Here is a 22,759-nt window from a genome sequence, read left to right as displayed (position 1 = left end):
CCGGCACGGCCGCCGGGGAACGGACGGGACGGCGTTACTCGCGACCCGGAACGTCGTGGTCGTGCGGCTCCTCGCCGGCGGCCTTGGCGTCGTCATAGCGCTCGATCGCCTCGCGGACGATGCGGCGCGCTTCCTCGGCGTCGCCCCAGGTGCCGATGCGCACCCACTTCTTCTTCTCCAGGTCCTTATAGTGGGTGAAGAAGTGCTCGATCTGCTGGAAGACGATCTCCGGCACGTCGTCGCGACCGCCGACGTTCGAATAATAGGGGAAGACCTGGTCGACGGGCACGCAGACCAGCTTCTCGTCGCCGCCGGCTTCGTCTTCCAGGTTCAGCACCGCGATCGGTCGGACGCGGACGACGCAGCCCGGTATGAAGGGCGAGCGGGCGATGACCAGCGCGTCCAGCGGATCGCCGTCCGGCGACAGCGTGTGCGGCACGAAGCCGTAATTCGCCGGATAGCGCATCGGCGTGTGCAGGATGCGATCGACGAACAGCGCCCCCGACGCCTTGTCGAACTCATACTTCACCGGCTCGCCACCGGTCGGCACTTCGATGATGACGTTCAGGTCGTCGGGCGGATTCTTGCCCACCGGAATCAGGTCGATACGCATGGATTTTCCCTGTGAATACGGTCGTTGGAGGATCAGCGCGGCGTCAACAGGCGGTCGAGGCCCGTCTCTCCGCTGCCGATCTTCTCGAGTCGCGGGTAGCGCGGGCCGCCATGATAGTCGATGGCGAGATCACGGTAGCGCTCACCATTCTTGACCAGCAGGTGGATGGGCTCCTTGGAGGTCTTGGCCTCGACGATCGCCGCCTTGAGCACGTCGCCGCTATAGGCGCGGCCGTTCACCGCCTCGATGCTGGTGCCGACATCGATCGCCGCCTTGAAGGCGGGCGAGCCCCAGATGGTCGAGGTGACATTGCCGTCCTTGCCGACGACCAGGCCCAGCGAATAGCTGGTGTCGGTGCCGCGCAGCTTCTCGACCTTGCTGAAATAGCTGGTCGGCTCGGGCGTGAAGACCAGCTTGTAGCCGTTCATCGCAAAGCCCTGGATCGGCGCGGGCTGGCCCGTCTCGGTCAGGCGCTTCTGAAGGAAGCCCGCCCAATCATAGGGTTGGATGCGGTTGAGCGTCGCGGCGACATCGTCGAACGTGTAAGTCACCTCGCCCCAGTCGCCATCGCGGATGCCGAAGAACGCCTTGGCGAAATCGTCGATCGACTTGGTTCCGCCCGATTGCTGGCGGAGCATCGCATCGACCTCCATCCAGACCATCAGGCCTTCATTGTAATAATCCTCCGACCGCTGCCAGCTCGTCCAGCCCTTGGGCCGGCGCGAGGAGATGATCGGATCGTTGGTGGTGTCGATCATCGGCCGCCAATCCCGCCCGCGGCTGTTGTCGTAGCTGGCGAGGATCGACGCATAGGCGTCCAGCGTGTCCTGTTTCGAGACGATGCCCGAGCGCGCCTGGAGCACATAGCCCCAAAATTGCGTCTGCCCTTCATAGACCCAGAGCAGCGAGTCGCGCATCGGCATGCGGAAGTCGGGCGTCCACAAGTCCGCGCCGCGCCGGAACTTGCCGTCCCAGCTATGGGTGAATTCATGCGGCAGCAGGTTGCGCGTCGCCGTGCTGTTCTCCCAGTCGATGAAATAGCCGGGGCGCACGCCATTCTCGGAGGAGCGATGATGCTCCAGGCCGATGCCGCCGAGCTGGTCGGTGATCGACAGCAGGAAATTATACTTGTCGTAATGCTGCGCGCCGAAGGTCTTGGCGGCCTGTTCGACCAGGCGCTTGTGCGCGTCGATCTGCGCCGGGGTGGCGTTCAGTTCCTTGGGATCGTCGGCGAAGACGCTCAGGTCGACGCGCGGCGACAGCGGGAAGACCTTGCCATATTTGCCGGCCAGCACCGGCGAATCGACCAGGATCTCGTAGTTGGTGGAGTCGTAGCTGTAGGTCGAGCCGCTCGCCTTGGCCGGCACCGCGCCGGCGGCGGTCCAGCCGGTCGGAAACTTGACCGTCATCTGGATCGGGATCTGGCGGGTGAAATAGCCGGCCGGATACAGGCTGACCGAATTGGGCTGGAGCGAGATCATCGTCGGCGTGGCGACGATGCGGCCCTGGTCGCCCTTGGTCGCGGACAGGAACTGGAAATCCACGTCCAGCGTCTTCGCGCCCTGCGGCACGTTGACGTGGAAGGCGTAGACGTCGACCGTGTCGCGCGTCCAGGGCAGGACCTTGCCATTGGCGCGGACCACCAGGCTGGCGACCTTCTCGATCTCGCCGCGCGGGGCGTGGTTGCCGGGCAGCCACTTCGGATAGAGCAGCGCCACGTCGCCGGTCTTGGACACGGGGATCGTCTCGTGCACGGTGAAGATGCCGCGCTCGGTATCGGTGGCGTCGACGTTCAGCGTGATCGTGCCGGGATAGGGCACGTCCTGCGCCGCCGGGATCGTATCGACGATCGGCACCGGCTGCGGCGCGGAATTGCCGGCGGGAACCTGGGCGAGGGCGGAGGTGGAGAGGAACAACGACGCGACGACGGCTTTGCGGATCATGGACGGTCCCGACATGGAGAATGGGTCAGGGTCTAGCGGCCGAAAAGGTCAGTCGTCCACCCCTGTCATGGCCTTGGCCGCCGGCCGACTCACCCGCCACCCAGCACGTTGATCGAAAAGGCGATGATGCCGAGATTGAAGACGAAGGCGGCCAGGCAGTGGCCCAGCACCACGCGCCGGATGCGCCGCGACCCGATCGCCACGTCCGAGGTCTGGAAGGTCATGCCGAGCGTGCAGGCGAAATAGAGGAAGTCCCAGTAATCGGGCGTTTTCGTGTCCGGGAAGCTGAGCCCGCCCGCATCGCCCGCGCCATCGTCCGCCTCCATGTAGAAGAGATGCGCATAATGCAGCGCATAGATGGTGTTGGAGAAGAGCCAGCACAAAGTCAGCGTCGCGATCACCAGCAGGATGGCGAGGGCGTCGTTCTTGCCCTTCAACTCGCCCGCCACCGCCGCCAGGATGACCAGCATCGTGACGCCGGTCATGGCCAGCAGCACCGCGCGATTGGCGTCGTTCTCACGCGTGGCGGCGCGCATCCGATCCGCCTCGCCATGCCCCAGCAGGGTTGCGACGGAGAGGAGGAAGACGAAAGCGGCGAGGTCGAACGCGCCCATCACCGCCCGCCCCAGTTCGAGCCGCGACCAACCGAGCGCGAAGGCGCCCGCGAATACCAGCACGAACAGGACGAAGCGTGGCGGCGCCACGCGTTGTCCCAGGCCCCACCATCTGCTTTGCGTCATCGCGTGCGGTGCTAGCGCGAAGCCGCCCGCTCGACTAGATAGCCGCGCTCTTATGGCCCGTATCCAGACCCCCCATCGCGTGCGCGGCACGCAGGACATCTTCGGCGACGACCAGCGCCGCTTCGCCCAGGTGCTCGGCACCTTCGACCGGGTGAGGACGCTCTATGGCTTCCAGCGCGTCGATATCCCGATCTTCGAGGCGACCGAGGTCTTCTCGCGTTCGATCGGCGAGACCACCGACGTGGTGTCGAAGGAGATGTACACCTTCCCCGATCGCGGCGGCGACCTGCTGACGCTGCGGCCCGAATTCACCGCCGGCCTCGCCCGCGCCTTCCTGACCGAGGGGTGGCAGCAATATGCGCCGCTGAAGCTGGCCACCTCCGGCCCGGTGTTCCGCTACGAGCGGCCGCAAAAGGGGCGCTATCGCCAGTTCCACCAGATCGACGCCGAGGTGATCGGCGCGGCCGAGCCGATGGCCGATGTCGAGCTGCTGGTCATGGCCGACCAGCTCCTGCGCGAACTGGGGATCGAGGGCGTGACGCTCCAGCTCAACACGCTGGGCGATGCCGAGACTCGCGACGCCTGGCGCGCCGCGCTGGTCGCGCATTTCGAGGGTCACCGCGCCGAGCTGTCCGAGGACAGCCTGACCCGGCTGGAGAAGAACCCGCTGCGCATCCTCGACAGCAAGGACCCGCGCGACCGGCCGGCGGCGGACTCCGCGCCCGATATCGACGCCTATCTGACCGAGGCGGCGCGCGGTTTCTTCGATGCGGTGACGGCGGGGCTGGACGCGGCGGGCGTGGCCTGGACGCGCAATCCACGGCTGGTGCGCGGGCTGGACTATTACCGCCACACCGCCTTCGAGTTCGTCACCGACCGGCTGGGCGCGCAGGGGACCGTGCTGGCCGGCGGCCGCTATGACGGGCTGATCGGCTCGCTGGGCGGCCCGGAGACGCCGGGCGTCGGCTGGGCGGCGGGCGTCGAGCGACTGGCGATGCTGCTGGCGGAGCCGGCGCGGCCGGTGATCGATGCGGTGATCGTGCCGATGGGCGCGGCGGCGGAGACGCGCGCGCTGGGGCTGCTCGCCGAGCTGCGCCGCACCGGCCTCGCGGTCGACATGGCCTATAAGGGCAAGATGAAGCAGCGCATGGCCAAGGCCGATGCGCAGGGCGCGCGCGCCGCGATCATCATCGGCGACGACGAGATCGCGGCCGGGGCGGCGGCGGTGAAGTCGCTGGCCGACGGTACGCAGCGCGCGGTCGCGTTCGACGCGCTGGCCGAGACCTTGCGGTGAGTCGGATGCGTCGCTCGGGCGTTGGGGGCGGGGCATGACTCCCATCTCCCCCGACCGCATCCGCCAGATCGAGGCCAAGCGCGACGAGCTGGCGGCGCAGATGGCGACCGGCGACCTGCCGGGCGATCGTTTCGTCGCGGTGTCGAAGGAATATGCCGAGCTGGAACCCGTCGCCCAGGCGGCCAGCGAGGTGCGCCGGTTGCGCCAGGAGGCCGAGAGCCTGGCCTATATGGCCGAGGACACGAGCGACGACGAACTGCGCCAGATGGCGGCGGAGGAACTGCGCGAGAATCGCCAGGCGCTGGAGGCGGCGGACCGTCGGCTGGCCTTGGCCTTGCTGCCGCGCGACGCCGCCGACGAGCGCGCGGCGATGCTGGAAATCCGCGCCGGCACCGGCGGCGACGAGGCGGCGCTGTTCGCGGGCGACCTGTTCCGCATGTACCAGCGCTATGCCGATTCGCGCGGCTGGCGGGTCGAGCTGATCTCGGGCAGCGTGTCCGATGCGGGCGGGTACAAGGAAGTCGTGGCGTCGGTGACGGGGCAGGGCGTGTTCGCGCGGTTGAAGTTCGAAAGCGGCGTCCACCGTGTCCAGCGCGTCCCCGCAACCGAGGCGGGCGGGCGAATCCATACCTCCGCCGCGACCGTCGCGGTGCTGCCCGAGGCTGAAGAGGTCGATGTCCGCATCGACGAGGCCAAGGATCTGCGCATCGACGTCTATCGATCGTCGGGGCCGGGCGGCCAGTCGGTCAACACCACCGACTCGGCGGTGCGCATCACCCATCTGCCCACCGGCATGGTGGTGATCCAGCAGGACGAGAAGTCGCAGCACAAGAACAAGGCCAAGGCGCTGAAGGTCCTGCGCACCCGGCTCTACGAGGCCGAGCGCGAGCGGCTGGCGGCGGAGCGGTCGGGCACGCGCAAGGCGATGGTCGGCTCGGGCGACCGGTCGGAGCGGATCCGCACCTATAATTTCCCGCAGGGGCGGGTGACCGACCACCGGATCAACCTGACGCTGCATCGCCTGCCCGAAATCCTCCAGGGCGAGATGGACGAGCTGCTCGGCGCGCTGATCGCCGAGGACGAGGCGGAGCGGCTGGCGAGCCTGGATGGCTGAGGCGCGCCCCGCGATCGCGGCGGCGGCGGCGCGGTTCGGCTTTTCGGCGACGGCGCGGCTGGATGCCGAACTGCTGATGGCGCATGCGCTGGGACTGTCGCGCGACCGGTTGCTGCTGACGCTGGATGACCATGCCGAGCCGCCGGGCTTCGCGGGCCTGGTCGCGCGGCGGGAACGGCACGAGCCGATCGCCTATATCCTGGGTATGCGCGGCTTCTGGACGCTCGATCTGGCGGTGGGACCGGGGGCGCTGGTGCCGCGCGCCGACAGCGAGACGCTGATCGAGGCGGCGCTGGCGCATCATGCCGGCCGGCCGCCCGCGACGATCCTGGACCTGGGGACGGGGCCGGGCACGCTGCTCCTGGCGCTGCTGTCCGAATGGCCGCAGGCGATGGGGCTGGGGGTCGACCGTTCGGCGGATGCGCTGGCCTATGCGCGGATCAATGCCGTGCCCTTCGCGGACCGGGTGCGTTTCGTGCGGGGCGACTGGGATTCGGCCCTGGTGGGGCCGTTCGACCTGATCGTCACCAACCCGCCCTATATCGGCACCGGCGAGGAATTGGCGCAGGAAGTGGCGGGGCATGAACCGGCCGAGGCGCTGTTCGCCGGACCGGACGGGCTGGACGATTACCGGCGTCTGGCGCCTGCGATCCGGCGGCTGCTGGCGCCCGGCGGGGCGGCGGTGATCGAGATCGGCTGGACCCAGGCGGACAGCGTCGGCGACCTGTTGCGGGCGCAAGGCTTTGCCGTGGCGGTGCATCGCGATCTGGGCGGTCGGCCGCGCGCCCTGCTGGCGACTTGAACCGGAACGGCGCGGTCCCCATATTTTGCTTGTGGGGTGGAGCCATCCCCCGCTATGGATGGCCATGGGGAACGCGACCATTGACGGATTGTCAAGCGACGGCTTGTCAGGCAGCGACCCGCATCACCAGTCATGATGCCACGCATGTGGCGGTGACGAACCCGGCGTAGCCCGAGCGGCGCGCGGCAGGGCGGGGTGCATTCACAGGCCTAGGAGCCCGTTTTTGCGTTTGGCAAAGGACAACAAGCTTGATCAATAATCGGCAGGCCGGTCGTCGTCGCGGCCGGGGCGGTAATAACAATAACAACAACCCGCGCCAGGGTGGCGGCGGTGGTCGCCCCGACAATGGCAACCGCATCGACAGCCGTGCGCGGGGCAATGCCAACCAGCTGTACGAGAAGTACAAGAATCTGGCCTCCGATGCGCAGCGCCAGGGCGACCGCGTCAACACCGAATATTATCTGCAGTTCGCGGACCATTATTTCCGCGTGCTGAGCGACCAGCGCGGCCGGTTCGAGGATCAGCAGCCGCGCCGTTCGGTGCAGGATTTCGACGGTGACGATCAGGACGAGTTCGGCGACGAGGGCGAGCCGATCCGCACCGGCGAGCAGGACGGGCGCGGGGCGCAGCGCGACTATCAGGGCCGCGAGCATCCGCGCCGGGAAGAGCGCCAGGATCGCAGCGATCGTCCGGAGCGCGCCGAGCGTTCGGACCGGCAGGACCGACCCGAGCGCCAGGAGCGCGTCGAGCGCAACGACCGCCAGGATCGGCCGCGTCGCGCCGAGGGCGAGCGCCCGCGCCGCTGGGATCGCGAGGAGCGCGCCGAGCGTGAGACCGAGCAGGCCGTGACCGCCGCCCCGGTCGAGGTCGCGGGCCAGCGCCGTTCCGATCCGCCGGTCGCCGGAGAGAATCTGGAGCAGCGCGCCGAGACGGTGATCGAGGCGGATGCACCGCTCGCCGTCGAGGCGCCCGCGCCGCGCCGTCGTGGCCGTCCGCGTCGCGATGCGGCGGCGGTCGAGGCGACGACGACGCCTGCCACCGACGCGCCGGCTCCGGTCGCCGAGGCGAACGGCGTCGATGCGGACCGCCTGCCCCCGTCGCTCGGCATCGCGCCGGCGAATGATTCGGAGGACGCGCCCAAGCCCCGTCGTCGTCGTATCCGCGCCGCGACGCCGGAAGCCGCCGCCGAATAAGCCGCGACGCGGCGATGTGTCGAAAAGGCCGGCCCGCCACCCGCGGACCGGCCTTTTTCGCGACGGGCCCACCGGCGTGGCCGGACGCGCATCGGAATCACCATAGGGTTTCGCGAAGGTCTCAGCACCGCCGGGGCGGTGTGTCAGAGCCGGATGAGATGACCTTGGATCGGTATCGTCATTGCGAGCGGAGCGAAGCAATCCAGGGCGTCACGCGCGCGGTCGTGGAGTGCTTCGCTCCGCTCGCAACGACGGCTTGAAGCAATAGAGAGGCGGATCATCGGCAGGGACGCGAATCGCACTCCCCACCGGCTCAATTCCGCCGGTCCACATCCTCGTCATGGCCCGATCCGGAACTGAGGAACACCAGCCCCATCAGCGCGCCGGCCAGCACCACCGATCCGCCGACCCCGCCCAGGATCGCGAACATGGTCACCAGATGCAGCGGCCCCTGGAGGTGCGCCATGCCGGAGATCGCGGCGGCGGCGCAGATCGCGGCGGCCAGGATCATCCAGGCGAGCAGGTTGCGATAGCGGCTCCAGGCATGGGCGGCCTGATCCGGATCGTCCAGTCCCTTGGGGGAATCGTCCATGCAACACCATGCCATGCTTTCCTAAGCCCGCGAAACATGATCTGCTGCCTGGCAGATATAAGAGGAGGCGAGGATGACGATCGCGGCGATCCTGGGCAATGATCCGGTCCCGGTGGTGACGATCCGGCGCGGCGCGACCGTGGCGCAGGCGGTCGAGCTGCTGGCCACCCACCGGATCGGCGCGGTGCCGGTGATGGAGGGCGAGATGGTGGTCGGCATCCTGTCCGAACGCGACGTGGTGCGGCTGCTCGCGCAGGACCGCACCGCGCTGGACGGACCGGTCGATGCGGTGATGACCGCGCCCGCGATCACCGTCGGCCGGGCCGAGCCGGTGATCGGCGCGCTGTCGCTGATGACCCGCCGCCGCATCCGCCACCTGCCGGTGCTCGAGGATGGGCGACTGGTCGGCCTGGTCTCGATCGGCGACCTGGTCAAATACCGCATCGACCGGATCGAGGCGGAGGCGGCCGCGATGCGCGACTATATCCAGTCCGCCTGAACCGGACGGACGCGGTCAGGCGATCCGGTCGGGCACGGCGGCGGCGTCCTCTTCATGCGCGCTGTCCGGCGCCATGGCTTCCCAGGGGAAGACGTACCAGTCCTTGGTGACGGTGCGGTCGATGGTACGGGCGCGATAATCGACCCGCTCGGCGGAGACGCGATTGTCGATCAGCGTGGCGAAACGGGTCGCGCCTTCGGCCGCCGCCTCCTGCACCATCGCGCGGCGAAGCCGGCCGATGGTGCGGCCCGAATCGTTGATGTCGTCGATGAACAGCAACCGCTCGCCGTTCCGGGTCCGCGCGGCCAGCTTCACCAGCACTTCGTCGGCGAAGTCGGGCACCTGCGCCGACAGGTCGCAGGACAGGGTCGGCAGGCCGGTCGCATGGCTCAGATAGACCGCCGGCACCAACCCGCCGCGACCGATGCCGATCAGATAGGTCGGCCGCCAGTCGTCCCCGGTCAGCGCCGCCGCCAGCGTGCGGATATCCGTGACGAACTGGTCCTGCGAGATGGGCGTGAACACCGGCATCAGCGCACCTCCGCCGCATAGGCGTCGAGCCGGGCGAGATGGCCGGCGACCGCATCGTCGGGCAGGAAGCTGCCGAGGAAGCTGTTGCGTGCCAGCCGCACCAGATCGTCGCGGGACAGCGAACGCGCCTCGGCGGCGGCGATGTAGTTATCGGCGACATAGCCTCCGAAATAGGCCGGATCGTCCGAGTTGATCGTCGCGCGCAGCCCCTCGCGCAGCATCCGGTCGATCGGATGGTCGTCCATCGTATCGACCACGCACAGCTTGAGGTTGGACAGCGGGCAGACCGTCAGCGTCATCGCGGTGCGGGCGAGGCGGGCGGTCAGCGCGGCATCCTCCAGGCTGCGATTGCCATGGTCGAGCCGGTCGATGCCGAGCAGGTCGAGCGCCTGGACGACATAGTCGGGCGGCCCTTCCTCCCCGGCATGGGCGACGCTCTTCAGGCCCAGGGCGCGGGCGGCGGCGAAGACGCGCGCGAACTTCTCCGGCGGATGGCCGAGTTCCGAGGAATCGAGTCCCACCGCCTCGATCCGGTCGAGCCAGGGACGCGCCATCTCCAGCGTGGCGAAGGCGTCGTCCTCGTCCAGATGGCGCAGGAAGCTCATGATGAGGCGCGAGGTGATGCCATGCTTCGCCTCCGCTTCCTCCATCGCCGAGAGCAGGCCGCCGATGACCGTGTCGAAGGCGATGCCGCGCGCGGTATGGGTCTGCGGATCGAACATGATCTCGGCATGGACGACGCCGTCCTGCGCCACCCGGTCGAAATAGGCGGCGGCGAGGTCGTGGAAATCCTGCTGGTGGATCAGGACGTTCGCACCCTGGTAATAGATGTCGAGGAAATCCTGAAGCCGGGTGAAGCTATAGGCGGCCCGCACCGCCTCCACCGAGTCGAAGGGGATGGCGATATTGTTGCGCCGGGCCAGCGCGAACATCAGTTCGGGCTCCAGGCTCCCCTCGATATGTAGGTGAAGCTCCGCCTTGGGCAGGCCGGCGATGAAGGCATGCATGGTCATGCGCCCCTACATCGCGACCATCGCCGGGCGGGGCAAGGGGCAGAATGGGTCCGCATGGACGCGCGATGCCGCGAAGGACGATGGGGAACATGCGGAGGCGCGGCGTTCTTTCGGAAGGACACGCTTCGATGTCATCCGCCGTGCTCCTGCGAAGGCAGGAGCCCAGGGCCACATGCGCCATCAGGCGTTGTTTGGCTTGGCTCCAGGCTCCTGCCTTCGCAGGAGCACGGAAGCCAATCCAGATAGGGGAGGCCGGCTGCGTCGCAGGCCGACCTCCCCCGTATCTTCCCGGCTTGGAGCGCGATCAGATCGCCGCCAGGGCCTGGTCGAAATCCGCGATCAGATCATCCGCATCCTCGACCCCGATCGAGATGCGGACCAGATTGTCGGTGATCCCCAGCGCCTGCTTGCGCGCGTCGGGCACCGACAGATGCGTCATCGCCGCCGGATGGCTGGCCAGCGTCTCGGTGCCGCCCAGCGACACCGCCAGCTTGGCGATGCGCAGCGCGTCGAGGAAGCGGAACGCCTCCGCCTCGCCGCCCTTGACCAGCAGCGAGAAGGTCGAGCCGGCGCCGGTGCAGTGGCGGTCGTAGATGTCCTTCTGGCGCGCATCCTCGATGAACCCCAGATAACCCATCCGCTCGACCTTGGGATGCTGGCGCAGGAAGGCGCAGACCTTGGCGGCATTCTCGCCCGCCCGGCTCATGCGCAGCTCCAGCGTCTCCAGCGAGCGGAGCAGCATCCAGGCGGTATTGGGGTCGCAGATCGTGCCGATCGTGTTGCGCATCGACCGGATTACGTCGATCTGCGCCTTCTTGCCCAGCACGCCGCCCGCGACCAGGTCGCTATGCCCGCCGGCATATTTGGTCAGCGAATAGACGACGATGTCCGCGCCGTGGCGCAGCGGCTGATGCCAGAGCGGCCCCAGGAACGTATTGTCGATCGCGATCGGCGGCTTGTCCGCGGCGTCCGCGAAGATCGCGTCGCGGCTGGCGACCACCGCCTCGACATCGACCAGCGCGTTGGTCGGGTTCGCCGGGCTTTCCAGATAGATGAGCGCGACATGGCCGGTCGCGGCCTCCGCCAGGACACGGTCGATCTCCGCCCGCGTCGCGCCTGCGGGGAAGTCGAGCCACTTGACCCCGAACTTGCCCAGGATGCGGCCGATCAGCGTCTCGGTCGCGGCGTAGAGCGGGCCGCTATGGACGATCGTGTCGCCGGGCTTGACCATCGACAGGAACAGCGTCGCGATCGCCGCCATGCCGGAGGAGAAGGCGAGCGCATCCTCCGCCTCTTCCCAGATCGCCAGCCGGTCCTCCAGAATCTCCTGGTTCGGGCCGTTGAAGCGCGAATAGACCAGCCCCTCCGCACCGCCCGGCCGCTTGCCGGTCACGCCCTCGAAATGGCGCTTGCCGGCCGCGGCATTGGGGAAGACGAAGGTCGAGGTCAGGAAGATCGGCGGCTTCAGCGATCCTTCCGACAGCGACGGGTCATAGCCATGGCCCATCATCAGCGTCGACGGCTTCAGCTTGCGGTCGCCGATCCGGGCGGGTTCGGTGATCGGCGAGCGGTTCGCGTCGACGCCGGTCATGTCGGCTTCGGTCTCGTCCATCGGCATGTGATTCTCCTCTTCCGTCGGTCCTTGTACGCCGGAGAAAGTCTCATTGGAAACGATCTCGGGCGGGAAGAGACGGGCTCACGCCAAGCCGCGACGAGGTAAGGCGGACGGTAGGTCCCTGTGAAGGCGTGGAGAAACGGGAGGCGAAACGGTCAGCCGACCCCGATCAAGGCGATCTGCCGTCCATAATCCGCCTCTCCCCGATGCGTCGCGCGACGATAGGAGTAGAACCGCGCTTCGTCCGCATAGGTGTCGAGCCCCAGCGCATCGATCCGCCGCAGGCCCGCCGCGATCAGGCGGTGCGCGACATAGGCCTCCAGGTCGAAGCGATGATGCCCCGCCCGGCTCGACGCGAAGAAGCGTTCGTTCGCCGGATCGGCCTCGGCGAAGCGGGCGAGGAAGGCGTCGTCCACCTCATAGCTGCGCCGCGCGATGCACGGGCCGATCGCGGCGGTGATGCGCTGGCGGTCCGCGCCCAGCGACTCCATAGCCTTGATCGTCGCATCGGTCACGCCGGCCAGCGCGCCCTTCCACCCGGCATGGGCGGCGCCGACCACGCCAGCCTGCACATCGGCGAGCAGCACCGGCGCGCAATCGGCGGTCAGGATGCCGAGCAGCAGCCCCGGCCGCCGCGTCGCCATGCCGTCGGCATGGGGGCGGTCGTCATCGGCGAAGGGCGAATGGATCGTCACCACATCGGCCGAATGGACCTGATACAGCGTCTGGAGCGTCGCCCCCGGCAGCACCGCCGCCACCGCCCGCGCGCGGTTCTCGGCCAGTTCGGGCGAAATCCCGGCCTGTCCGCGCCGGCCCAGGTCCAAGCCCGCCGTCAACCCGGTCGACACGCCGCCGCGCCGGCCGAGAAACGCATGGGGCACGCCGTCGAGCACGCCGCTGCGGATCGTGTCCATTGGCTCCGTCACAGCGTCAGCCGCATGATATCGTCCTCGTCGGCATGATCGCCGACCATGAAGGTGTAGCGCCCGATCCGCTCGAATCCGTAGCGCGTGTAGAAGCGCCGGGCGCGTGCGTTGTCGACATAGACCGACAGGAACATCTCGACCGCGCCGCGCGCCCGTGCGGTGGCCAGCGCCCAGTCCATCAGCACCGGCGCGATGCCGCTGCCATGATAGGCGGCGTCGACATAGAATTGACGAAGCTCGATCGCGGGGCCGCTACGCTCGACCGGAAAGGTCGCGGGGCCGAGCTTGACGAAGCCGGCCAGCACCCCGTCCGCCTCCGCCAGGCGGAAGGCATAGGCGGGATCGGCGATCTCCGCCTGCCAGGCCTCGACCGTCATCGGGGCCAGGAACGCCGCCAGGTCGGCGGGGGCGTAGAGATGCCCGAACGTCCTGGTGAAGCTGTCGGCGAACAGCGTCCGGATCGCCGGCGCGTCGGCCGGGATGGCATCGCGATACGACATGGCGGTCATCCGAAGGCGGCCGGTTCGGGCCAGTCGCGAGCGGTCAGCGCCAGCACCTTGAACAGCGCGCCCATGCCGTTGACCAGCCGCATCCGGTCGGCGGCGATCGCCTCCGCCCGGTCGGGGGCATGGCGGGCGAGTGTGGCGGCGCGCGAGTCGATGCCCAGCTTCACCAGCCATTCGGCCTGCTCGACCGGTCCCCAGGCGGCAAGGCCCACCGTCTGGCCCGCTGCCGCCAGCGTGGTGAAATCGACATGCGCGGTCAGGTCGTGCTCGCCCGGCGCGTCATAGGGGTTGGCGAAGCCGTGGCGCTTCACCGCCTGCAACGTCTCGCCCAGCGCCGGCCCCTCATAGCCGTAGTCGATCGCGAGCAGCGCGCCGCCCTGCGCGGCGATCCGCCGGCCGAGCGTCCGCATCACCCCGATCGCGGCGGGGGCGACCTCCAGGATCGCGCCCACGGGCGCGTCACGCAGCGATTCCGGGATCACCGTCTCGGGCACCGGCTTGCCCGCGATCGGCAGGAACAGCGTGTCCTGGCAGGCGATCAGCCGCTCGTGCCACTGGTCGCGCTTGATCAGCTGGCGGATCGGCAGCGCATCGAAGAACTCGTTGGCGACGACGATCAGCGCGCCCTCGCCCGGCAGCGTCTCGACCGAATCGTGGAAGCTCGCCTCCGCCACGCGCTCGGCTTGCGCGGCGCGCAGCACCGGGCTGGTCTCGACGAAATGCACGGCCGGGGCGAAGCCGGCCCGCGCCATCGCCCGCCGCGCATCGGCGGCCAGCGTCCCGCGCCCCGGCCCCAGCTCGACCCAGTGGCAGTCCGGCCGGCCGGCGCGGTCCCACAGGTCCGCGCACCACAGGCCGACCAGCTCGCCGAACATCTGGCTGATCTCGGGCGCGGTGACGAAGTCGCCCGCCGCGCCTAGCGGGTCCCGCGTCGCATAATAATGGGCGTTGGCCGCGCCCATGAACTGGGCGAGCGAGATCGGGCCAGCGAGCGCGATGGCGCGCGCCAGCCGCTCGGGCAGGGCCGGCTCGGCGGGATCGGGCAGCGTGTCGGTCATCGGTTCAGGCGACGCTCTCGGTGCCCCAGGTCGGCTCGACCCGCACCCGCCGCTTCGCCGCCGTCGCCATCAGATAGGTCCCCCCGACGATCATCGGCACGCACAGCCACTGGCCCATGTGCAGGCCGGTATGCTCGGCAAAGGCGCGCAGCTGGCTGTCGGGCTCGCGGAAGAACTCGACGACGAAGCGGGCGCAGCCATAGCCGACCAGGAACAGGCCAACCAGTTTGCCCGGCTCATAGCGCGCCTTGGTCCGCCAGAAGGCGAAGCTCATGACCGCCAGCAGCAGCAGGCCCTCCAGCGCCGCCTCGTAGAGCTGGCTGGGATGGCGGGCGGGATCGATCATGCCATAGGGGACGGTGTGCGGGAAGACGATCGCCCAGGGCACGTCCGCCGGCTTGCCCCAGAGCTCGCCGTTCACGAAATTGGCCAGCCGGCCGAAGAACAGTCCGAACGGCACCACGCAGGCGACATAGTCGTGGATGCGCAGCCAGTTGAGCTTGTTCTTGCGCGCGAACAGGATGATCCCGACCATGGTGCCGATCGCGCCGCCATGGAAGGACATGCCGCCGTCCCACAGCCGCAGGATGCGCAGCGGATGCAGGAACATCTCCGGCGCGTAGAAGGTCACGTACCCCAGCCGCCCGCCCAGGATGATGCCCAGGGTCGCATAGAAGACCAGGTCGTCGGCATGACGCCGCGCCATCGGCGCGCCCGGCTGGTCGAGCATCCTGAGCATCGCCCACCAGCCGATCAGGATGCCGGCGATATAGGCCAGGCTGTACCAGCGCAGCGTGAAGAAGCCGATGCTGAACACGTCCGGGTGCAGCCCGAGATCTTCGAAGCGGATATGGCCGGCGGCGGCCGCAAGGAACTCTATCAAGGCTTTTCCCTCTGACTTGTCGCCTCCATAGTGACGGCAGGCAACAAGACCAAGCGGAGAGACGGATGCGGAGCGAGCTGGATCGTCGGATGGACGCGACTATGGCGCGGGTGACGGGGCCGGACGGTCCCTTGCCGCTGACGCAGGTGGCGCGACATGGCGTCACCCTGCCGGCCTTCGCCATCGCGCCGCCCTCGCTCGCTCATTATTTCGCGCATTACGGCCAGGCGCATCGCGACACCTGTTTCCTGGTCGCGGGCGAGGAGCGGCTGACCTTCGGCGAGGTGTACGGCGTGGCGGCGGGCATCGCCCGGTCGCTGGTCGCGCGCGGGATCGGCCGGGGCGATCGGGTGGGCATCGCCGCGCGCAATTCGCCCGTCTGGATCGCGACCTATATGGGCGTGCTGATGGCCGGCGGGGTCGCGACGTTGCTCAATGGCTGGTGGCAGGCGGAGGAGCTGGCCTCGGCGCTGGACGATGTCGGCTGCGCGCTGGTGGTGGCGGACGGGCCGCGCGCCGACCGGCTGGCGGCGATCGAGGGGCTGGCCGTGCCGGTGGTAAGGGTCGACGACCGCCTGCCGCTCCCACAGGCCGCCGGGCCGCTAATGGGCGGGGAGGGCGTGCTGCCCGAGCTGGGGCCGGACGATGCGGCGACGATCCTGTTCACCTCCGGCTCGACCGGCCGGTCCAAGGGGGCGCTGGCCGATCACGGATCAGTGTTGCAGGCGACGCTCAACTTCCTGGCGCAGGCGCTGATGGTGCTGGGGCTTTCGACCGAGGACAGCACGGCGCCGACGCTGCCGCCCGCGACGATGCTGACGCTGCCCCTGTTCCATATCACCGCGATGGTGCCGGTGCTGCTGCAAAGCTTCGCCATGGGGCGCAAGCTGGTGCTGCTGCCCAAATGGGACGCGCGCGAGGCGATGCGGCTGATCGAGCGGGAGCAGGTGACCTATTTCGTCGGCGTGCCGCTGATGAGCTACGAGATCCTCAACCATCCCGACCGGACGGCGTTCGACCTGTCGACCGTCACCGACTTCGCGGCGGGGGGCGCGCCGCGCCCGGCCGAGCATGTCCGCCGCATGGACGCCGAACTGGGCGGCTCCGCGCCGCTGATCGGCTATGGCCTGACCGAGACCAATGCCGCCGGCACCGCCAATTGGCGCAGCAACTATCTCGCCAAGCCCGACTCGGCCGGCCGGGCCTCCGCGCCGCTGATCGAACTCGCGATCCTGGACGATGCGGGGCGACCGGTGCCGCAGGGTGAACGCGGCGAAGTGGCGATCCGCTCGATCGCCAATTTCCGCGAATATTGGAACAACCCGGCGGCGACGGCGGCGGCGATCACCGCCGACGGCTTCTTCCGCACCGGCGATATCGGCTATCTGGACGCGGACGATTACCTGTTCATCGTCGACCGCAAGAAGGACATCATCATCCGCGGCGGCGAGAACATCAGCTGCCTGGAGGTGGAGGCGGCGCTCTACGCCCATCCGGCGGTGCGCGAGGCGGCGGTGTTCGGCCTGGCCGACGAACGGCTGGGCGAGGTGCCGGCGGCGGTCGTCCATGCGGAGGCGGGGGTCGAGGCCGCCGCCTTGCAGGCCTTTCTGGGCGAGCATATCGCCGCCTTCAAGGTGCCGGCGCGGCTCTGGCTGGTCGATGCACCGCTGCCCCGGCTGGGGACGGAAAAGATCGACAAGGTGGCGTTGCGGGCGACGTACCAGGCGCTGGCGGCGGGTGGATAAGCGGCGAGGGCTCTTCCTTTGGCGCGATATTGCCGCGCCCTTGATCCAGCCCGGCGAAGACCGGGTGGGTTTCGGACCTACAGCTTTCCGAACACCGCCTCGAACCCGGCGATGTCGCCCGCCGCCAGGAAGCGTGCCTGCTCGATCCAGCGGTCGCGGGTCATGCGGCCGGAAAAGGGGCCGAGCTGCGCGTCGAGCCGGGTGGCGCCATCCTCGTCCAGGGCCGCCATCTGGCCGACCGTGGCGATGCCCAGTTCGCCCAGCCGCGCGACCAGCTTGGGACCCAGGCCCTTGAGCAGCGAGACCGGGGCGTCGGTGGGATTGGGGGCGGGGTCGGCGGTCGGCTCGGGCGTGGCCGGCTCTGGCGTGGCGGGCACCGGTGCCGGCGCGATGGTCGCCGGGCTGGCCGCCAGCGGCGCGGCGGCGGCGATGGGTTCGTCGGCGAGCGGATCGGTCGCGGCCGGCTGTTCGGGTTCGACCGGAATGGGTCGGGCGACGGGCTGAGGGGCCGGCACCGGGGCGGCCGGGGGTGACACGGCAGGCACGGCCGGCGACGGCGACGGCGCAAGCGGGGTTTCCGCGACCGGCTCTACCGATCCTTCGCTCACCCCCGCTTCGCGCGCATTATGCGCGACCTGGCGCTCGGCCAGGGTCCGCTGACGCTTGCGGCGTATCCCGACCAGGATGATCGCGATCGCCGCCACCGCGACCAGGGCGATCAGCACCAGGTGCATGGTGGTGATGACGCCGACGCCGCCATCGGGCAGCAGGCTGGTTCCGGGTTGCGAAGCGGTGGCGGTGGTCGACTGGCTCATACGCGCGACCCTAGCCGCTGCCATCCGCCAGGGCCAGCCGCCACGCGCTCAGCGGGACCAGCGCGCCCAGATCGCGGGCGGCAGCGTCAGCCCGCGCGCTTCCTCGCGCACGCCCAGTTCGCCCGCCTCGACCGTGCCGGGCAGGTCGGCGAAGAGCTGGCGCAGCATCTCGCCGATCGCCAGCGCCGACATCCGCACCGCATAGACGGTGAGGAACAGGAAGCGCGAATTCTCGTCCAGCAGCTGGCGGCAATCGGCGATCAGGCGGGGCAGATCCTCCTCCAGCCGCCAGATCTCGCCCTCCGGCCCGCGGCCATATTTGGGCGGGTCGAGCAGGATGCCGTCATAGCGGCGGCCGCGCCGCACCTCGCGCGCGGTGAACTTGGCGGCGTCGTCGATGATCCAGCGCACCGGCGCGGCGTCCAGCCCGGACAGCGCGGCATTGGCGCGCGCCGCCTCCACCGATTTCTTGGAGGCATCGACATGCACCATCCGCGCGCCCTTGCTCGCCAGCGACAGCGTGCCGACGCCTGTATAGCCGAACAGGTTCATGCAGTCGGCCGTCTCCAAGCCGTCCAGCCGCTCGCGCATCCAACTCCATACCGGCGCCATGTCCGGGAAGAAGCCCAGATGGCGGAAGGGGGTGGTCTGCGCGGTGAAGCGCACATCGTCCCAGCGCATCCCCCAGCCGTCGCGCGGCACCGGCTGGTCGAACTGCCAGCGGCCGCCGCCCTCCTCGTCCGAGCCGGGCACGAACTCGCCGTCGAACGTCCAGTCGGGCTTGGCCGGCGCCCACATCGCCTGCGGCTCGGGGCGGACGAAGCGGAAGCGGCCATAGCGTTCCAGCTTGCGGCCATGGCCGCTGTCGACCAGTCCGTAATCGGCCCAGGGCTCCCCGATCAGCGTGCCGAGCATCATGCGGACGGCGTTGCGTGTTCGGCGATGAAGCCGGCGATGACCGACAGATCGGCGGGCAGGCTGGTATAGCGTTCCTCGCGGTCGAACAGGTCGCCGACCCGCGCCGGCAGCGTCGGCCGGCTGCCGACCGCGCGCTCCACCGCATCGCCGAACTTCGCCGGATGCGCGGTGGCGAGCGTCACCATCGGCGCATCGACCGCCGTCGCGACGCGGCGCGCGGCGGCCAGGCCGATTGCGGTGTGCGGATCGATCACCTGGCCGGCCGCCTCCGACGACCAGCGCATCGCCATCGTCATCTCGTCGGCATCGACCCGCTCGCTGGTGAACAGCGCCGCCGCGCCCTCGCGCTGCGCATTGGTCAGGCGGAGCGCGCCGTCCCGCTCGAAGCCCTGCATCTGCGCCGCCAGCGCGGCGCCGTCGCGGCCGCCCAGGTCGAACAACAGTCGCTCGAAATTGGACGACACCTGGATGTCCATCGACGGCGTCGCGGTCTGCTGCACGCCCGCCTTGGAATAGTCGCCGGCCGACAGGGCGCGGTGGAGGATGTCGTTGACGTTGGTCGCCACCACCAGCTTGGCGACCGGCAGGCCCATCTTCGCCGCGACATAGCCGGCGAAGACGTCGCCGAAATTGCCCGTCGGCACCGAGAAGGCGACCGCCCGTTCCGGCGCGCCGAGGCGGACGGCGGCGTAGAAATAATAGACCACCTGCGCCATCAGCCGTGCCCAGTTGATCGAGTTGACCGCCGACAGCGCGTAGCGATCCGCCATCGCCCGGTCGGCGAAGGCCGCCTTCACCAGCGCCTGGGCCTGGTCGAAATCGCCGTCGATCGCGATGTTGAAGACATTGGGGGCCAGCACCGTCGTCATCTGGCGCCGCTGCACCTCCGACACGCGGCCCATCGGGTGGAGCATGAAGATGTCCACGCCCGCGCGGCCCGCCACCGCGTCGATCGCCGCCGACCCGGTATCGCCGCTGGTCGCGCCGATGATCGTCAGATGCTTGTCGGTGCCGGTCAGGAACCGCTCGAAGAACAGGCCGAGCAGTTGCAGCGCCACGTCCTTGAACGCCAGTGTCGGACCGTGGAACAGCTCCAGCAGCCACTGGTCATGGTCGAGCTGGACGAGCGGCGTCACCGCCGCGTGCGAGAAGCGGCCATAGGCGGTCTCGCACAGCGCGCGGAGGTCGTCCGCGCCCAGCGCATCGCCGACGAACGGCGCCATCACCCGTGCCGCCGTCTCCGCATAGGAGAGGCCGGCGAGCGCCGCGATCGAATCGCGGTCGAGCGTCGGCCAGGTCTCGGGCACGTAAAGTCCGCCATCGGCGGCGAGCCCGGCGAGCGTGGCGGCCCGGAAATCGACGATCGGCGCGGTGCCGCGAGTGCTGGTATAGCGCATGGCCCTGCCGCTAACGCCTGCGCGCCGACACGACAAGCAAGCGCTGGTTCAGCGACGCCGCTTTTTCCTTGTCGGCGGCGGAGACGCGCGGACGGGCGGGGCGGGCTGGCCGCTCAGGCGCAGGTCGAGCGGCGGGTAGATGCCCGGATCGGCCGGGTAGCTGGCGCGCGCCCTGGCGAACAGGAAGCGCGCGCGCGCCGCGCCCGGCGTGGCGGCGGTGGTGCCGACCCAGCGCCAGTGCCACGGTTCCCATTTCACATTCTGCTGGTTGCCCGTCGGGAAGCTGAGCTCGAAACCGTAGCGCGGCGCATGATCGTGCAGCCAGCGCGCCTGCGGCGTGGCGGCCATGCACGCCTCCGCATCGGGACAGCCGTGCGAGGGGCGCACCGCGAAGTCGAGCGCGAAGCCGGTGCTATGCTCGCTATGCCCCGGCGGCGCGACCGAGATCGCCCGGTCCGCCGCGGTCGGCCCCGCGCCGCCCCGCGCGAACACGCTGCCCTGGCGCAGCACGCCCCGGTGGCAGGACAGGCCGCGGATCGCGCCCGGCCCCAAGGCGGCGTCGGCGGCGGCGATCAGCCGGGTCAGGTCGGGGATCATCTCGCGCCGGAGCATGCAGGCGTGGATGCCGAAGCCGGGCGGAGCCGCGACCAGATCGCCCGGCGGCGCGTCGCCATAGCGGAAATGGCCGTAGAGCCGTCCGTCCGTCGCGATCGGATCGACGGCGGGCAGGGCGGCGGGCGTCACCGCCTGGGCGAGCAGAAAGGCGAGCATGGCCGCGCGCCTCTGGCATGGGCGTCGCGGCGGTGGCAAGGACCACAGTCATGGACCCCGAACGTATCCTTTTCATCGACGGCGAGGCGCTCGTCATCGACAAGCCCGCCGGCCTGCCCGTCGATCCACCGCGCGACGGCACCATCAGCCTGGAGAACCATCTCGAGTCGTTGCGCTTCGGCTTCCAGCGCTGGCCGACGCCGGTGCACCGGCTGGACCGCGACACCAGCGGCTGCCTGCTGCTCGCACGCAATCCCAAGGCGGGCGCGCGATTCCAGCAGGCGTTCGAGAATGGCACGGTCGAGAAACGCTATTGGGCGGTGCTGGACGGGGTGGTGACCGGCGACGGCCTGATCGACCTGCCGCTCGCCAAGGTCAGCAGCGCCGAGTCGGGCTGGCGGATGGTCGGCGCTCCCGATGGCAAGCCGTCGCGCACGCACTGGCGCGCGCTGGCGGAACAGGATGGCCGCACCCTGGTCGAGTTTCGGCCGGAGACGGGACGCACGCACCAGATCCGCGTCCATGCCGCCAGCGGCCTGAACGTGCCGGTGGTGGGCGACCCCGTCTATGGCCGCGCGCGCCGGGTCGCCGCGAACCAGGCGGGCGGGCAGGGCATGTTGCTCCACGCCGCCGAACTGGTCGTGCAGCGGCCGGGCAAGGAGTCGATCAAGGCGGTGGCTCCCCTGCCAGAGCGATTCGGAGCCTGGCCCGTCCTGGCGGATTGAGGCGGCGATGGTCGGCATTCCCGTCACCCGCGCGATCTGGATCGACAGCGACGAGCTGCAAGAATCCTATACCCGCGCCTCCGGGCCGGGCGGGCAGCATGTGAACACCACCGACAGCGCGGTGCTGCTGCGCTTCGACGTGGCGAACTCGCCCAGCCTGCCCGACGCGGTGAAGGCGCGGCTGGCGGTGCTGGCGGGATCGCGGCTGACCCGCGACGGCGTGCTGGTGCTGCGCAGCGAGGGCGCGCGCTCGCAACTGCTCAACCGGCAGGAGGTGCGCGAGCGGCTGGTCGAGCTGATCCGCGAGGCGACGATCGTGCCCAAGAAGCGTCGCCCGACCAAGCCGACCCGCGCTTCCCAGACCCGGCGGGTCGAGGGCAAGGCGCGGCGATCGGCGGTCAAGGCGGGGCGCGGCAAGGTACGCGACTGACCGCTGGCGGTCCTGCATACCGGCTCTTAGATAGGCGGGATGTACCAGTTCGACATTTCGTCCGGCAGCAAGGCGGACCTCTATCATGACCTCCACGCCGCGCTCGACGCGCTGACCGCCGGCGAAGCCGACGCGGTCGCCAACATGGCCAATGCCTCGGCCTTGCTATGGCAATATCTGCCCGACCTGAACTGGGCGGGATTCTATCGCATGGTCGCGGGCGAGCTGGTGCTCGGGCCGTTCCAGGGCAAGGCGGCGTGCATCCGCATTCCGCTCGGCAAGGGCGTGTGCGGCACCGCCGCCGCCAGCGGCGAGACGCAGGTGGTGGCCGATGTCCATGCCTTTCCCGGCCATATCGCCTGCGACGCGGCCAGCCGGTCCGAACTGGTCGTGCCGATCGTCCGCGACGGCGCGGTGCTGGGCGTGATCGACCTCGACAGCCCGGAACCCGGCCGCTTCGACGCGGAGGATGCCGCCGGGTGCGAGGCGCTGGCGGCGCTGCTCTCGACGCGTCTCTGAACGCTGCCAGTTGCGGGGGCGACTGGCGGTTCCGTGCCCCGGATCGGGACCGCCGTCGCGCTTCCCCCGTGTCGCGGGTCCGCTACACTCCCGCGTCGCAACGGGATCGCAGGATGA

General features: G+C 69.5%; 24 protein-coding genes. 9 read left to right on the top strand and 15 right to left on the bottom strand.

The window, feature by feature from the left end:
• Nucleotides 1-34: 34 nt before the first annotated feature.
• From ppa to BRX43_RS10990, 3 genes are all read right to left on the bottom strand, one after another.
• On the bottom strand, nt 35-613 hold the full coding sequence (gene ppa / locus BRX43_RS11000; protein ID WP_125994915.1) for an inorganic diphosphatase: 579 nt from the start codon (nt 611-613) through the stop codon (nt 35-37).
• Between the two features lie 32 nt (nt 614-645).
• The gene (locus tag BRX43_RS10995; protein WP_125994914.1) at nt 646-2,556 is read right to left on the bottom strand and encodes a M61 family metallopeptidase; all 1,911 of its coding nucleotides are present in this window, start codon (nt 2,554-2,556) and stop codon (nt 646-648) included.
• Nucleotides 2,557-2,645: 89 nt separating this feature from the next.
• Nucleotides 2,646-3,296, bottom strand: coding sequence for a DUF1345 domain-containing protein (locus BRX43_RS10990; RefSeq protein ID WP_125994913.1), 651 nt, complete (start codon nt 3,294-3,296; stop codon nt 2,646-2,648).
• A gap of 52 nt (nt 3,297-3,348) precedes the next feature.
• Between BRX43_RS10990 and hisS the strand changes: the two genes are divergently transcribed.
• The 4 genes from hisS (at nt 3,349) to BRX43_RS10970 (ending at nt 7,699) form a co-directional block, all read left to right on the top strand.
• The gene (gene hisS / locus BRX43_RS10985; protein ID WP_125994912.1) at nt 3,349-4,590 is read left to right on the top strand and encodes a histidine--tRNA ligase; all 1,242 of its coding nucleotides are present in this window, start codon (nt 3,349-3,351) and stop codon (nt 4,588-4,590) included.
• 34 nt (nt 4,591-4,624) lie between these two features.
• Nucleotides 4,625-5,704, top strand: coding sequence for a peptide chain release factor 1 (gene prfA / locus BRX43_RS10980; protein ID WP_125994911.1), 1,080 nt, complete (start codon nt 4,625-4,627; stop codon nt 5,702-5,704).
• Nucleotides 5,697-6,506 (top strand): peptide chain release factor N(5)-glutamine methyltransferase, encoded by an 810-nt coding sequence (gene prmC, locus BRX43_RS10975; RefSeq protein ID WP_125994910.1) that lies wholly within the window; start codon nt 5,697-5,699, stop codon nt 6,504-6,506. The genes prfA and prmC overlap by 8 nt, the downstream gene beginning before the upstream one ends.
• Nucleotides 6,507-6,754: 248 nt before the next feature.
• Nucleotides 6,755-7,699: a DUF4167 domain-containing protein gene (locus BRX43_RS10970; RefSeq protein ID WP_125994909.1), complete on the top strand. Its 945-nt coding sequence runs from the start codon at nt 6,755-6,757 to the stop codon at nt 7,697-7,699.
• A 313-nt stretch (nt 7,700-8,012) separates the two neighbouring features.
• On the opposite strand, the gene BRX43_RS10965 is transcribed toward BRX43_RS10970, so the two are convergent.
• A complete protein-coding gene (locus BRX43_RS10965; RefSeq protein ID WP_125994908.1) occupies nt 8,013-8,291 on the bottom strand; it encodes a hypothetical protein in 279 nt (92 codons plus the stop codon).
• 73 nt (nt 8,292-8,364) lie between these two features.
• Between BRX43_RS10965 and BRX43_RS10960 the strand changes: the two genes are divergently transcribed.
• Nucleotides 8,365-8,790, top strand: coding sequence for a CBS domain-containing protein (locus tag BRX43_RS10960; RefSeq protein WP_125994907.1), 426 nt, complete (start codon nt 8,365-8,367; stop codon nt 8,788-8,790).
• A 15-nt stretch (nt 8,791-8,805) separates the two neighbouring features.
• On the opposite strand, the gene BRX43_RS10955 is transcribed toward BRX43_RS10960, so the two are convergent.
• The 7 genes from BRX43_RS10955 to lgt all read right to left on the bottom strand — a co-directional run bounded on the left by BRX43_RS10955 (nt 8,806) and on the right by lgt (nt 15,322).
• On the bottom strand, nt 8,806-9,321 hold the full coding sequence (locus BRX43_RS10955) for a phosphoribosyltransferase family protein (RefSeq protein WP_125994906.1): 516 nt from the start codon (nt 9,319-9,321) through the stop codon (nt 8,806-8,808).
• Entirely contained in the window at nt 9,321-10,334 is a 1,014-nt protein-coding gene (locus BRX43_RS10950) for an adenosine deaminase (RefSeq protein ID WP_125994905.1), read from the bottom strand. The genes BRX43_RS10955 and BRX43_RS10950 overlap by 1 nt, the downstream gene beginning before the upstream one ends.
• 304 nt (nt 10,335-10,638) lie before the next feature.
• On the bottom strand, nt 10,639-11,952 hold the full coding sequence (locus BRX43_RS10945; protein WP_125994904.1) for a cystathionine gamma-synthase family protein: 1,314 nt from the start codon (nt 11,950-11,952) through the stop codon (nt 10,639-10,641).
• Between the two features lie 152 nt (nt 11,953-12,104).
• Nucleotides 12,105-12,875, bottom strand: coding sequence for a peptidoglycan editing factor PgeF (gene pgeF, locus BRX43_RS10940; RefSeq protein WP_241214911.1), 771 nt, complete (start codon nt 12,873-12,875; stop codon nt 12,105-12,107).
• The gene (locus tag BRX43_RS10935; RefSeq protein ID WP_125994902.1) at nt 12,872-13,384 is read right to left on the bottom strand and encodes a GNAT family N-acetyltransferase; all 513 of its coding nucleotides are present in this window, start codon (nt 13,382-13,384) and stop codon (nt 12,872-12,874) included. Before BRX43_RS10935 ends, pgeF begins: the two co-directional genes overlap by 4 nt.
• Complete coding sequence (locus tag BRX43_RS10930; RefSeq protein ID WP_125994901.1) at nt 13,381-14,439, bottom strand: SAM-dependent methyltransferase; 1,059 nt, start codon at nt 14,437-14,439, stop codon at nt 13,381-13,383. Before BRX43_RS10930 ends, BRX43_RS10935 begins: the two co-directional genes overlap by 4 nt.
• A gap of 4 nt (nt 14,440-14,443) precedes the next feature.
• The gene (lgt, locus tag BRX43_RS10925) at nt 14,444-15,322 is read right to left on the bottom strand and encodes a prolipoprotein diacylglyceryl transferase (protein ID WP_125994900.1); all 879 of its coding nucleotides are present in this window, start codon (nt 15,320-15,322) and stop codon (nt 14,444-14,446) included.
• 89 nt (nt 15,323-15,411) lie between these two features.
• Here lgt and BRX43_RS10920 point away from each other — a divergent pair, with 89 nt between their 5' ends.
• Nucleotides 15,412-17,067: a class I adenylate-forming enzyme family protein gene (locus tag BRX43_RS10920; RefSeq protein WP_164523581.1), complete on the top strand. Its 1,656-nt coding sequence runs from the start codon at nt 15,412-15,414 to the stop codon at nt 17,065-17,067.
• A 77-nt stretch (nt 17,068-17,144) separates the two neighbouring features.
• Here BRX43_RS10920 and BRX43_RS10915 read toward each other — a convergent pair whose 3' ends face one another.
• From BRX43_RS10915 to BRX43_RS10900, 4 genes are read right to left on the bottom strand one after another with little or no spacing between them, the layout of a single operon-like run.
• Nucleotides 17,145-17,882 carry a hypothetical protein gene (locus tag BRX43_RS10915; protein WP_125994898.1) on the bottom strand — a complete coding sequence of 246 codons (738 nt, stop codon included), beginning with the start codon at nt 17,880-17,882 and terminating at the stop codon, nt 17,145-17,147.
• A 48-nt stretch (nt 17,883-17,930) separates the two neighbouring features.
• Nucleotides 17,931-18,800, bottom strand: a complete 870-nt coding sequence (locus BRX43_RS10910) for a class I SAM-dependent methyltransferase (protein ID WP_125994897.1) — start codon at nt 18,798-18,800, stop codon at nt 17,931-17,933.
• A complete protein-coding gene (gene thrC / locus BRX43_RS10905; RefSeq protein ID WP_125994896.1) occupies nt 18,797-20,197 on the bottom strand; it encodes a threonine synthase in 1,401 nt (466 codons plus the stop codon). Before thrC ends, BRX43_RS10910 begins: the two co-directional genes overlap by 4 nt.
• 48 nt (nt 20,198-20,245) lie before the next feature.
• Nucleotides 20,246-20,968, bottom strand: coding sequence for a M15 family metallopeptidase (locus BRX43_RS10900; protein WP_125994895.1), 723 nt, complete (start codon nt 20,966-20,968; stop codon nt 20,246-20,248).
• 50 nt (nt 20,969-21,018) lie between these two features.
• Here BRX43_RS10900 and BRX43_RS10895 point away from each other — a divergent pair, with 50 nt between their 5' ends.
• The 3 genes from BRX43_RS10895 to BRX43_RS10885 are packed head-to-tail and all read left to right on the top strand — an operon-like array spanning nt 21,019 to nt 22,642.
• Nucleotides 21,019-21,693, top strand: a complete 675-nt coding sequence (locus tag BRX43_RS10895; RefSeq protein ID WP_125994894.1) for an RNA pseudouridine synthase — start codon at nt 21,019-21,021, stop codon at nt 21,691-21,693.
• Nucleotides 21,694-21,700: 7 nt separating this feature from the next.
• Complete coding sequence (gene arfB, locus BRX43_RS10890) at nt 21,701-22,123, top strand: alternative ribosome rescue aminoacyl-tRNA hydrolase ArfB (RefSeq protein ID WP_125994893.1); 423 nt, start codon at nt 21,701-21,703, stop codon at nt 22,121-22,123.
• A gap of 39 nt (nt 22,124-22,162) precedes the next feature.
• Nucleotides 22,163-22,642 (top strand): GAF domain-containing protein, encoded by a 480-nt coding sequence (locus BRX43_RS10885; RefSeq protein ID WP_125994892.1) that lies wholly within the window; start codon nt 22,163-22,165, stop codon nt 22,640-22,642.
• The last annotated feature ends 117 nt before the right edge of the window (nt 22,643-22,759 follow it).

Source organism: Sphingomonas sp. S-NIH.Pt15_0812 (assembly GCF_003951315.1).
Taxonomy (GTDB): Bacteria; Pseudomonadota; Alphaproteobacteria; order Sphingomonadales; family Sphingomonadaceae; genus Sphingomonas.
Note: the sequence above shows the minus strand (reverse complement) of the source record. Positions and strands in the feature narration are given on the sequence as shown.